Raw genomic sequence first — 12,466 nt, forward strand, 5'->3', positions numbered from 1 at the left:
CATATGTTTTTTCCAATCTGTGCCGTCCGGTTTCTGATTCCGGTCAGTAAAACCTGAAAGAATACAAATCGGCATCCTTTAAGTAGACCCGCATTCTGATGGGTTTCCCGGATAAATCCGAAACATCACTGCTGCCATTCCACAATACTTTTCTGGAGATTTCATTGCCGATAACCAGCTGGCCTTCCTCCATGGAATAACCCGGCAGTTTATTCCCATCGCCATCCAACAATTCTATTCTGATTTCCCCCGCTGCAGAGGTGGAATAATTGAGTTCCAGATTTTGCCCTTCAAAGACAAAGGGTTTCGTGAGCATTTCACCTCCTTCATATCCGGCGGACAGGGAAGCGAATCCATCCAAACGCAGGCTATATCGGTGCAGGTGAGCGGAGGCCTGGGCATAATCCTGGTTGACATAAATGGACATTTCAGTTTCTCCGGTTTGCACCACATTCAAGGCGGGGTAATTGGAGCGTGAAACCCAATTCTCCAAGCCTATCCCAGGTCTGATAAAAGATTCCATAAATTGACGCTCATATTGATTCCCTCCCCGGGTTGACATCAGGATTACATCCGAACAGTCATTGTAATATTTTGGGTCCACTCCCAATTTTTCAGCTTCAGTATCCGAAACCACTTTTCGGTTGGGCATGAACCGGGCACCAATGGCCAGGTATATGTGTGGTGCACGGAAATAGGGGCTGGTTTGTTGGGTGTACAGGTGTTCGTACGGCGTATTCCCAAAGCCCATGGGCTCGGGGTCTGTCCAGTGAATAAAATCCTTTGAAGTGGTTCGGCTTACCGAGCGAAAACCTTTGTATCCCTTACCTGTCCAGGAGCGGAAATAACAGACATATTGATTTTCACTTTCCGACCAAAAAGACACATTCTGAGAATCAAATACCCCTTGGGTGAATACCGGTTCCTCCTGAAGTCTCTTCCAGTTTTTACCATCCGCAGAAGTAAAGGCCACCAATCCGCTTTTGGATGTCCCGCCCAGGGCTTTGAATTTTTCATTTGGTTTTGCTGAGGGGTTGCTGTCCAAAAAAGGGCTGAAATTATGGGTGACCGGAGCGGCGTTGGCCAGGATGACGTTGTTATTTCTGCTACCTGCTATTTCATAGATACCCAGATCGGGTTTTTCCCAGTGGATGCCGTCGCTGGATTCAGCATAACAGGTCACTTCGGCACTATTGCCATCTTTACCAGCCGTCGGAACACCCCTGTAATAGGCTCTAAAAAAGCCATCTTCTTCGATTACCGTAACATAAGCAGAAAATGCGCCCTCCCAGGGGAGGTCAAAATCCAGGACTTTTCCCTTGTCCTCTGGGTGCTGCATCCTGATGGTTGCCTTGTCCAGCCTCTCTATCAGATATGGATCGACAAAAAGCTCCCTGTCGCTTCCTATCAGCAAGGGGTCCTCCATTTGGCCATAGGACCCTTCGGAAGCAAATATCAGAATAATTAAAGTAAAAATCAGGTGTTTTTTCATCGCTGTATATTTGTTTCATACTGGTCTCTGCTTGCCTCAGGTCTAAATGACATAAACCAGATTTGGGTGAGCCCCGCATACTTGCACAGCCTGATACTAACGGCGCTATCGGAATATCTTTCCATCTGTCGGTCTCGTCATGCTCGATTTCAAGGCAAATAAATGGCTTTTGGGCCAATTTTGGGAGGCTATACTTTTCTAATACCCTTAACAATGTTTCAATGCCAGCAATTTACCTAAAATTTGATGATGGTACCAGCAATGTGTCGGGTGCCATTCTTTTTATTAAAATAATAGGTTACCAGAGCCTGGTGGTCATCCAGCACCACGGCCCAGGGATAACCGATATCTCCGCTTCCTCCATCTTCCCTAAGGACAATTTCTTCAGCAGTGGCGAAATCCGTGCATTCCGAATTCAAGATTCTAGCCCTGATTCCATAAGGCTCATGCCGGTATCCATAGACCAGAAGCACCCGGTCATCTGGCAACCTGGTGGCTTGAAGGGGGTGTCCCTGAAAACCCATAGACTGCCATTGTCCAAAGCTTTTCCCTCCGTCAGTGGACCGGGCAATGACGGCCTGATCTTCGTAGTTAGCGGTACGGATAAACGCCACCAAATCTCCTTTGGGTGTTTCGTAGATGGATGCTTCATTGAATATGACCTCCTCATCTTTGGCAACGGTCGATAGGTGCTTCCAATTTTTACCTTTATCGTCCGAAACGAGCAGGTAATTGGAGGTACGGCGCGGTGCTTGCTGGTCATTTGCAGCGACCACCCAATAGATGCGTCCGCTTTTCCCTTCGTACATGGCTCCCCGGTTGTAGGCGGGAACCGGATTTCCCATCGGAGTAAAATTGATCTCCGGTTCTATGTGTGGAGGATATATCGGTTCGGACCAATTCCTCCCGCCGTCAATAGAACGTAACAGGTATCCACCCAAAAATACGGATCCATTGCGATTCTGGAAATGGGGATCTGGCAGGTTTTCCAGACCATCCTCCCGCAAAAATGCCCAACCGTAGCTGGCACAAAGCAGCGTTCCATCACGAAGGCGTAGCAGACAAGGATCCTGTGAGCCACCAAAATCATGAGCATAGAGCAGATCTGGTTCACTTTCCCAGGTAAGGCCGTCTTTGGAAGTCATGCTTACCAGGTAACTATTCGGGTCTACATGATTATTGCCACTTTCGCCAAAGACAACCCTTCTGTTCGGAGCACGTCGAAACGAAAGGAGGTACTCGCCATCTGCTTTCTGCACGATGGATGGAAACGTCGCGTAATAATTCGCGTCTTCATAAATAACCAGATCCCGGATTTTGGTTACCGAAGAGCTGCTTTTGCCTTGGGTTGGCTGCTGTGCAAGAAGCGGTAAGGAAACCAATAACAGTCCCAGAGTTGGGAAAATAGATGTTCTCATAATGCTATTCATTTAGTCATGATACTTAATAAAAGCGGAAAAGGCCATTTCCTTATCCTTTTGGGTAAGGTACCAGAAAAAAAACCTACCTGCATTCTTTAGAATTTTGCGAGTAGACAGTTTAAACATGTTTACCTGTTTATTTCCGGAGCGACTTTAATGGAACCTTTGAAAGGTAAATACTCGTCCTGTCTTGGTGACTGGAATAATAGACCATCCATAGCTTGTTCTTATAATACAACATACCGGGATAACTGGTGTCGCCTCCACTAGGAAATTCGATCGTCTTTTCGATATTTCCTTCCCGGTCTGTTCGGTGTAGGACAGTTTTGGCGCCGGTATCCCGGTAATCCCGGGTGCCTAACAACAAGTCATTTTTTCCAAAAAATAAAAAATTAGGACCTCCCAGACGAACGGGAAGTTTGGTATAGGTCCAATCGGTATAGGGATAGGCACTTTTTGCCAGTACACCCAACTTGTCGGAAGCTTCCCGTCTGACCAAAACAACCATCTTACCGTCTTTATCAAACCGAATGGTGGATTCATTGGGATTGCCATCGATGTGTAGCTGAGAAACATGTTCGAAGTCGATTCCATTTTTGGTTTTCAACAAATGTACTTCCCAACCGTCGGGTTTAATCTGGTAAACTATACCGTAACCAATCTCATCATGCCAGGAAAGACTCCAAATCCAGTCCAGGGAGGGCTCCATATCCATAGTGGCTTTTTGAAGCGGTGAGAAACTCCCCCCATCCGTATCAGAAAAAGAGACCATGGGGTACAATACCTTGTATCCTTTATCATAAATACCCACCGCAGTCAACACCATAATTTTACCTTCCGGTGTTACCGACAGCCGTGCTTCACGGACATCCATGCCTTCCTTTTCAAGCAAGCCCACCTTTTCCCATTCATCGCCGTCTTTTGACCGTATTATCCGTATCCTTCCACTATTGTCAGGCATGTGGTTATTTCCTTCCCGAACCGCCACATAAAAGTGGTCCTGAAACCGGATCATGTCCGGAAATGCATTGTGCGGGGCCTCATCCCATATCTTTGTGATATTCAAACTTTCCTCGTTTTGGGCAAAGCCGGTTAGAAGGCTTCCAAGGATCAAAATCAGGAATAAAAATGCTTGCTTCATCGTATGTTGGTATTGATTGGTTCCATTCATTATTGAAATAAACCGGGAAGGATCTCTTCCAGTTGATTTCTTTTTTCTTGCGCCAATGCTGCCGGGATTCCCTGGTATGGCCAGCGCAATCGGGTACCGATCTCGGCCCAGTCTCCGATGGCTGCCAGAAACTTATCCACGGCCGTATCGGAATACCCGTCCTTTTGGATTAGCGGAAAAATCGCTTCCTGGAAGAAAAATCCCAGTTTTTCTTCCCATACTTTTGCTGCGATTGGGTCGGACATAATCATTTTGTGCCATTTTAGCGCCCCCATGGGGTGTAGGCAGGCAATATTGGAATAGGAACCTTTGGCTCCTTGCTTAATCCCGGAAGCGAGCCGGTGACCCGGGACAAAATAGGAAAAAGGCAGGGGAAGGGATCGCATTTTTTCGTACCAGCGATCATCCCCTCCTGCCGTTTTGCAGCCCACAATCGGAAAGCCTTCCAATAAAAGATCCTTGTAATCCTCAGGCCTCAGTTGTTTTTTGGCATGAGGCGGATTGTAAATCACCAGCCCAACAGGATCCGCCACACTGGCCATTTTTTCGATGTACCGGAATAACTCCGCCCGATTCGGAGCAACCCAATCCGGCAAAATAATCTGTATGGCCCCTGGTTGAAGGGATTTTGCCCGTTTTACCCGCTCCATGGAGGCAAGTGGCAATGGGTGGGCACAGCCTAATTGAAAGGGAACCCCTTTTAATTCCGCAGCAGCAGCCAGCTTTTCGCTAAGTGTATCAAATTCACTTTCAGTCTGATTGTAAAACTCACCGGCAGTGCCGTTGGTATAGATGCCATGAAGTCCCGACTCAAGCAAGACTGCGATTTCCTCGTCCAGGCGGCCCCAATCAATGGCTTCATCCTCCTGAACAGGTAACAAGACAGTCCCCCATACACCCACAATTTCTTCAGCTCGAAGTGACTTCATCAGGCAATTATGGTTTTTTCCAAATAACAGTTCCCATATGGTACCGGTCATGCACCGAATTTCCGTTTGAATAATAAGCAGTCATGATGCTTCCATCCGGCAGCTGTACACTGGAAGGATAGCCACAATCGCGGCTTTTCAGGTCATCCACCAACAGATATTCGTCGGACCAGGTTTTGCCTTGATCCGAGCTGAATTTAACCGCCACTCCGTATTCTCCTGGAATTCGATTGCCGTAGGTTAAGAGCAGTTCTCCATTTTCTAAAGAGGTGATATGTCCTGGGTGCTGGCTTTCTTCGGTTAACTGCCTAAGGTATTGCCAACTTGCCCCATCGTCGTCGCTTGTAAATAAATCCATGGCTGCCCCTGCCTTCCACCTTCTGGCGGCCGCAATCCAGGTCTCAGGTCCGGTTTGATAAAAAGCAGTCTCATTATGTCCGCCGGCAAAAGCAGTAGGTCCGCTGGCATCACTCAGATGAGATACCCAGCGCCAGTTTTTTCCCTGATCATCGCTTCGGAACATGGAAACTTTATTGACAGCCTTGTCCAGGGATTGGGCGTAGGCAAGTACACGTAAACTTCCGTCCATGGCTTCCAGCACGTCACCGAAGGGGATGAATTCAGTCATTCCTTCCTCGGCTCCCGGGAAGCCGTTTTTGTAGGTTTTCCATTTTTTTCCCCCGTCTTTCGATATGCTGATCCAGGCCCGCAATACACCTACCAAATCCATTCGGGCATCTTCGGTTTCTCCCGGCTTTAGCTCCCAACCCGAAGCTACCACCACCAACTCTCCGCTACCGTTTTTCCCGGCAGCGACATTCATACGGTTGGTAGCAGGATCGTGAGCGGCCGCAACCCCGGACTTTTCCCAAAAATGCCCCCCATCAGTAGTAGACCATACTTCCACGCTTCCCTCCATCCGGGCATGACTGGGTTGGTTGAATATACTCGCATGAATACTTCCGTCATCCAGTCGGGTAAGGTTGGGCCAGGCACATACGTTGTCGATAGACACCCACCGATGAAGGACCTCTACAGCTTTCTTTTCTCCTGGCAGGGGATCGGGATTGTCAATCGCCGGGAGGGCCAGCAGGTGGGCTAGTATCAGCGTAGAAGTGATTATCCAATTATGAATCATCTGTTTTCTAATTTTTATGATTATAGTAAATTTAATATCCGGGATTTTGCTCTATCAAAGGTTCCTGACTCAGTACCGAATTGGAAATGGGGAAAAGCAACAAATGATCCTCCCCAAGCCTGTCCTGCAGGGCCGGGACCAATTCAAAAGCCTTTCCAAACCGGACTAAATCCCACCACCTTTTACCTTCGTGCAACAATTCTAGCAAGCGCTCTTTCAGGATGGCTGCATCATTGGTTTCCTTACCCTGATCAACAAACTCCCTTCCCGCAAATTGTTCACCATAAGCCCTTTCTCTGATTTGGTTGATTTCCTGGGATGGATCCATAGCCAGTCCATTTTTGGCCTCTGCCTTCATCAGCAATACATCAGCATAGCGATACAAAATCGGGTCACTCAGGAAAACCCTGTTTCCTCCGATAATCGTCCCCTGGAATTTTTGCTGAATATTGGTCAGGTAATCCCTGCCTCCGTTTTCGTTGATGGTGAAGATTTCAAAAAATGATGCATCTCTTCTGGAATCTTCCTCCTCGAATTGATTCCGAACCAAATCGGAGGTAACCATCAGGCCCTGTCCTCCCCCAATTGGGAAAATTTTATCACGGGTCTCCTGATCTATATTGCTAGGTGCTGCGGCTCCGATGATCCACATAAACCACAAATAATTACCCGGCTCCAGGTCCTGGTGCCGGATGCTCATTAGAATTTCCCGGTTTCCTTTGTTTTCAAAATCAAAAACCTCCTGAAAATCATCCAGAAGCCCCACATCGGCCTGGTCTACTTCCTCCAGGGCATTCAAGGCTGTCTGCAAGTCCTCGGCTCCTCCACCCAAAAGTTTACCTGTCCAAAGGTATACTTCTCCTTTCAATGCATTGGTTGCAGGCCTGGACCAAACAGATCTCCCAATGGTAAACCCATCGTCAGGAAACAATTGCAGCGCTTCCCCTATATCCTTTTTGATCAATTGAAACACCTGGGATTGTGGGGATCTTTCCCTTTGGGTGACTTCGGCTCCAAATCCTTCAGTTGGCTCCTCCCTGATGATCAGGTCACCCCAGGTACGGGTCATCACAAAATACACATAGGCCCTCATGGCATGGGCTTGTGCCAACATCTGATTTTTTCTTGATTCAGAGGAAAAAGTAATGTCGGGCACATATTTCAGAATAAGATTTGCGGTATTGATCACCCGGTAAAATCCACTCCAATCTGGATGACCTGGTGTATCGGCATTCATTTGGTTACGGTGTAAAATGAAGACTCCTTCTCCAAAAAGGCCTGGCGAGAGCACCTCACTGCGGTGTTCTCCAAGTTGGTGCAAGCCCTGGGAAAGGCTTCTCAATTCCACATACATGGCCATTAATGCTCCTTCTGCATCATTTTCACTCTGCCAAAAAGAATTGGTAGTAATGACACTGGTAGGCTTAACCTCAAGAGTTTCCGTACATGCCCAGCCCAATATTAATGAAAGGGATATGGCAAAATATTTTTTTATTGCTTTCATGACTTTCAAATATTTGATTAAAAGGTAATATTGGCTCCAAAAATAAAGTTTTTGGGTATAGCATATCTGCCATCATCCCTGCCTCCTTCTTCCGGGTTCAGTCCCTTGTATCGGGTAAAATAATGCAGGTTATTTCCAGTAACATTTAATCTCAATCCACTGATTTTTATCCGCTCAAGTAGGGTTCGTGGTACCGAATAACTAAGAGTAAGTTCTCTAACGGCAAGAAAATCCCCGGATTCAAAAAATATGGAATTTCCTGATCCTGCTGTTCCGTTAAAATTGTTTCGCTGTATTCTTTCCCCACCCCAGTAAAACCTGGAATATTGGGCAATATCCCCTTGTTCCTTCCAGGAATTATCCACCTTATCCTGAGTCATGTTATTGTCAGCAAATAAATTGGTATCGATAAACATCTTTGCCCAATTGAAAATTGTATGGCCGGTGGTATAGTCCATTCTTAAATAGAGGTTGAAATTTTTAAAACTAACGGAATTGGAAATTCCACCGGTCCAGACGGGAAATTCCTGGCCCATATACACCTGATCCCGGCTGTCGATAATTCCATTGCCATCCAGGTCCTGCCAGTTGGTATCCCCTCCATATTTGGTTTTATCTGCTGAGACGATGTAATTGTCTATTGGAGCATTACTTGCTTCCTCATCGGTGGCATAGATGCTTAACTGGTTTCTACTATACATTTCTCCAAGCCTACCGCCTTCCTGAAGTCCTCCTTTCCATACATAATCTTCCTGTGCGGGATCCCATACCAAAACCCCTCCAACCCGATTGTTTTCCACTCCATTGGGTGGAAGCCTCAGGATCTTATTTCTTACTTTGGATGCATTTAGGGATAAATTCCAGGTTACCGGACTGCCTACCGGCAACAAGCTTGCCCCCATTTCCAGCTCAAAGCCCCTGTTTTCCAGGCTGCCCAAATTGGTCAATACACTGGAAAAACCGGTGGACTGTGGAAGGGGTAGGCTTGTGATCAGATTATCTGTTACCCTACGGTACACATCCACAATAAAATTCACCCTTTGATTGAACAAACTGAAGTCTGCTCCAATATCTACCGTTCGGGATTGTTCCCACTGCAGGTTGGGATTGGGTATGACCGTATTTTGAATAGCAGAGATTCCTGCATACCTGGTTCCTACACCATAAGCTCCCTGAGCAGCAAAATCGCTCAATCCCCCTATATTTCCATTTTCGCCATAGCTTGCCCTAATTTTCATCCTGAATAGATTTTCCGGGAACGTATTTTTCCAAAAATCTTCACGGTGCAAGTTCCAACCGGCAGAAATTCCAGGGAAAAATCCCCATTTGTTATCCGCACCAAGGTTAGAGGCACCATCATACCGCATGTTGAGGGAAAATAGATATTTCTGTCCCAAATCGTAATTTACCCTGGCGAAGTAGCCTAAAATCACCTGGTCGGTGATGCTACTGCTCACGCCAGTAGGCTCAGTAGCTGCATTCAGTGTTGGTATCAAATCTGTAGATGCCCCCCTTCCGGATGCGCTAAGCGTGGAAATATTTCTATCGTAGTAGGCAAAACCCAATTTGGCATCCAAATTATGGTTTTCACCTAAGGTCTTACCATAAGAAAAAACAAAATCTGCCTGATTTTGCCTCCACTGGTAGTTGGAAGCACTCGCATTACGGGTATCCACAAAATTGAGAGGCCCGTTCAGAAACCCAGGTTGGAAATTATAACTGTCATTATTGACATTGTAAATAGACAATTGAGGGTCAAATGACAAGCCAGGCAATATATCCCAATGGGCTCCCACTGTAAAGGTTGATTTTTCGGCAGTACTTTCGGCTACCCGATTATTAAGGAAATACAAGGGATTTCCAATATTGGCAGCAGTACCGGGAGCAAGGCTGCCATCTTCAAAATAGATCTTGGCTGTAGGAGCAAGGCCAGCAGAGCGGTAGAACGTGACGGCTGTGGATTGTCCTGTGGTATTGGTGGTATTATAGGTATAAAGAACCCTTCCAAATACACTTAAATTCTCCTTTACCTGTAATTCACCGTTTAAATTAAAAGTAAGGCGATCATAAGCGGTGGTGACTACCGTACCTTCATTGGACAAATAACCCAGGCCAGCATTAAAAGTAGCTTTATCTGTACCTCCCTGTATTCCCACATGATGATTGTGTGATACTCCTGTCTGATAAATGAGGGATTGAATGTCGTTATCCTGAAAAATGAGCGTCCGGGAAGGATCAACAGGGTCAGGCATGCTTTCCCAACCCTCGTTGAGTTTATATTCATTTTCAGGCGTAAGGTATTGGGTGGTAAATGCCGTATTATTAGTCAGGTCATTTCCTGTTCCGAAACCATTCGGCAAGCCTAATCTCACCGTTTCATCCGGAAATTTGTCGGGCCTGATATGCCCTAACCTGAACATGGTCAGGTAATCCCGGGCATTGGCCATTTCATACAGTTTACCAGGTTCGGATAAGGTCAGGTCATACCGGTAAGTTATCCTGGATTGTCCTGACTTCCCGGTTTTGGTTGTAATAATCACCACACCATTTGACCCCCTGGCGCCATAAATAGAGGTGGCTGCTGCATCTTTTAATACCTGCATGGAAGCGATATCATCAGCGGAAATATCATTCATGTCCGGACGAATTACCCCATCTACTATATACAAGGGTGCGGCTCCATTGGGATTATTGATGGAAGTGCCTCCTCTTACAATGATTCTGGGTGCAGCTCCGGGCTGACCCGAGGTACTTTGTACCCTGACTCCAGATACTGAACCCTGTAATGCTGAAGCAGCATTTGGAAAGGGTACACTTTCCAAAACCTTTTCATCCACTTTAGTAATGGATGTGGTCAGGGTTTCCCTGGATTGTTCCCCATAACCAATCACCACTACTTCCTCCATATCCGAAAGCGAAGGAAATAAAACCAGGTCCAGGGTATTGCTGTTGCTTACTCCTACTTCCTTGGTGGCATACCCAATAAAAGAAAATACAAGTGTATTACTTCCTTCGGGAACATTGATTGCATAACTTCCATCAATATCGGTAATGGTACCGACAGAGGTGCCCTTGACCAAAACATTTACCCCGGGAATGGTTTCTCCGGATTCATCGGTAACTTTCCCCTTTACTTGTCTGCCGGTTTGAGAAAATGCCTGCAGACCATTCAGCAACAAGATCAGCATCGTGACCAGCAAGCTAAAATGACGCAGTGGTTGTATGAATATCTTCATGGAATAATGATTAAAATGACACATTAACAATTACCTACCAAAGATATTATATGACACTTCCTCGCTCTTCTACTTTCTTTTTAAATAACAATACGATATTACGGTATCCTAAAATCCCTAAAACTATCTTACAAATTGAATAGAATCAGGGCATTAACTGTCTGGTGCTTCGTCAGGGTTTGCTGACCAATCCAAAAATCAAGTCCCCGGACCAACGCCGGCCAGTACGATGTCAATTGCCATATGGATAAAAGGTAAAGCCAGGCCCTCATTTAACACTGCCCCGGTAGTCAATACCAACCTGGTTTTGTAATGATCACTGCTTCCGGGTTGACTGCTTTGTATATCCGCTGCTAATGCCGGAACTTCGGCTGTCGGAAAAAAGCCTAAAAATTCGCCAATAAAGCCAAAGCCCTCACGGATAAGAGAATGGTCTATTTATTTCAAGCATTTTAAAAACAACATCAGGCCCTAAATAGGTTTCTGCACCAAAAAGTCAACAAAAAACAGGGTTTGTTATTAAAAAATAAACAAGCCTGTCCCATTTAAAAAATCACAAATTATTTTTCTCCACCCTGTAAGTATTGCAGCCTATTCCATTTCCTTTCTCAGGATAAATTTTGCTTTTACCAACTGGTTCTTCACGGTGTTTTTGGAAATCATCAGAATATCGGCAATCTCATTATAAGACTTCTTTTCAAAATAGTTCATTTCAAGAATTTTCCGCCTTTTCGGCGATAGGTTTTGAATAATGCTTTCCATTCTGGTGAGTTGCTCCTCTTTTGCCTTACCACATTCATCTTCCTGCTGATGGATCTTTTCCCAAAATTGTTCCTTAAGGCTATTGTTTTTATTCAAAGCCTTCAGGTAATCAAAAATTTCATTTTTCACTGAAGTAAAAACGTAGGAATTAAAATTCAATTCCGGCTTGATGTTTTTTCTTCGCTTGAGGATTTTCATGAAAACCTCGTGGTAAATGTTCTCCGCCTCCTGTTCATCCTTGATAATGGAAACACTGAAACGGATCACAGGTATCCTGTAATATTGGTAAATCTTTTCGAAGGCCTTTCGGTCTCCGTTTCGAAAACCATCCAGTAAATTTTTGTCAGGTTGTTCCATATCCCAAGTGATTTAGTTGTAATAAAATTTTTGGTCACCGGCCAAAGCATTTTATTTGGATTGGCCCGCCTTATTTTTTTATGAATATCAAGGTTTAAAACCACAGTTTCTGCGCAAATCACGTATATAAATCTTCAATTTGCGAATTTTACAGAAGCATTACAGATTGAAAATGAATGAATTATCCATTCATTCATAAAAAATTCACGGAATATTTAAGAATGACATCACAAAATGAACCTCACATTATAATTGTGTTAAATTTCAGCCTATTTGATGTTCATTTCTTGAAATCTGATTTTTTCAAAATTTATTGTATTCTCAGAAAGAATTTTTTTTTGGATAAAATGCTGGATAATTTATTGTTTTAAAATTAAATTTTAAAAAATTAAAAAAATAAACTATAACATACTCCAAAAAGGTAAAAAAATACGTTCAATCAGAATATTATTAAAA

General features: G+C 44.8%; 8 protein-coding genes. All 8 read right to left on the bottom strand.

Annotation, left to right across the window (positions count from 1 at the left end; genetic code table 11):
- Positions 1 to 43 precede the first annotated feature (43 nt).
- Positions 44 to 1,492, bottom strand: a complete 1,449-nt coding sequence (locus tag HUJ21_RS20480; RefSeq protein ID WP_291372439.1) for a hypothetical protein — start codon at positions 1,490 to 1,492, stop codon at positions 44 to 46.
- Between the two features lie 236 nt (positions 1,493 to 1,728).
- Entirely contained in the window at positions 1,729 to 2,910 is a 1,182-nt protein-coding gene (locus HUJ21_RS20485; RefSeq protein WP_291372441.1) for a sialidase family protein, read from the bottom strand.
- Positions 2,911 to 3,049: 139 nt separating this feature from the next.
- Complete coding sequence (locus HUJ21_RS20490; protein ID WP_291372443.1) at positions 3,050 to 4,054, bottom strand: hypothetical protein; 1,005 nt, start codon at positions 4,052 to 4,054, stop codon at positions 3,050 to 3,052.
- Positions 4,055 to 4,083: 29 nt separating this feature from the next.
- Positions 4,084 to 5,013 carry a dihydrodipicolinate synthase family protein gene (locus tag HUJ21_RS20495; protein ID WP_291372445.1) on the bottom strand — a complete coding sequence of 310 codons (930 nt, stop codon included), beginning with the start codon at positions 5,011 to 5,013 and terminating at the stop codon, positions 4,084 to 4,086.
- Between the two features lie 7 nt (positions 5,014 to 5,020).
- Positions 5,021 to 6,151 (bottom strand): sialidase family protein, encoded by a 1,131-nt coding sequence (locus tag HUJ21_RS20500; RefSeq protein WP_291372447.1) that lies wholly within the window; start codon positions 6,149 to 6,151, stop codon positions 5,021 to 5,023.
- A 31-nt stretch (positions 6,152 to 6,182) separates the two neighbouring features.
- Positions 6,183 to 7,655 (bottom strand): RagB/SusD family nutrient uptake outer membrane protein, encoded by a 1,473-nt coding sequence (locus tag HUJ21_RS20505; protein WP_291372448.1) that lies wholly within the window; start codon positions 7,653 to 7,655, stop codon positions 6,183 to 6,185.
- A 17-nt stretch (positions 7,656 to 7,672) separates the two neighbouring features.
- A complete protein-coding gene (locus tag HUJ21_RS20510) occupies positions 7,673 to 10,891 on the bottom strand; it encodes a TonB-dependent receptor (protein WP_291372449.1) in 3,219 nt (1,072 codons plus the stop codon).
- A gap of 591 nt (positions 10,892 to 11,482) precedes the next feature.
- Positions 11,483 to 12,010, bottom strand: coding sequence for a sigma-70 family RNA polymerase sigma factor (locus HUJ21_RS20515; protein WP_291372451.1), 528 nt, complete (start codon positions 12,008 to 12,010; stop codon positions 11,483 to 11,485).
- Positions 12,011 to 12,466: the final 456 nt, after the last annotated feature.

This window comes from Cyclobacterium sp., assembly GCF_014762705.1.
Lineage (GTDB): Bacteria > Bacteroidota > Bacteroidia > Cytophagales > Cyclobacteriaceae > Cyclobacterium.

Excerpts from the sequence above, each read along its gene's own strand:
- HUJ21_RS20480 (WP_291372439.1), bottom strand. The coding sequence starts at position 1,492 with ATGAAAAAACACCTGATTTTTACTTTAATTATTCTGATATTTGCTTCC.
- HUJ21_RS20485 (WP_291372441.1), bottom strand. The coding sequence starts at position 2,910 with ATGAGAACATCTATTTTCCCAACTCTGGGACTGTTATTGGTTTCCTTA.
- HUJ21_RS20490 (WP_291372443.1), bottom strand. The coding sequence starts at position 4,054 with ATGAAGCAAGCATTTTTATTCCTGATTTTGATCCTTGGAAGCCTTCTA.
- HUJ21_RS20495 (WP_291372445.1), bottom strand. The coding sequence starts at position 5,013 with ATGAAGTCACTTCGAGCTGAAGAAATTGTGGGTGTATGGGGGACTGTC.
- HUJ21_RS20500 (WP_291372447.1), bottom strand. The coding sequence starts at position 6,151 with ATGATTCATAATTGGATAATCACTTCTACGCTGATACTAGCCCACCTG.
- HUJ21_RS20505 (WP_291372448.1), bottom strand. The coding sequence starts at position 7,655 with ATGAAAGCAATAAAAAAATATTTTGCCATATCCCTTTCATTAATATTG.
- HUJ21_RS20510 (WP_291372449.1), bottom strand. The coding sequence starts at position 10,891 with ATGAAGATATTCATACAACCACTGCGTCATTTTAGCTTGCTGGTCACG.
- HUJ21_RS20515 (WP_291372451.1), bottom strand. The coding sequence starts at position 12,010 with ATGGAACAACCTGACAAAAATTTACTGGATGGTTTTCGAAACGGAGAC.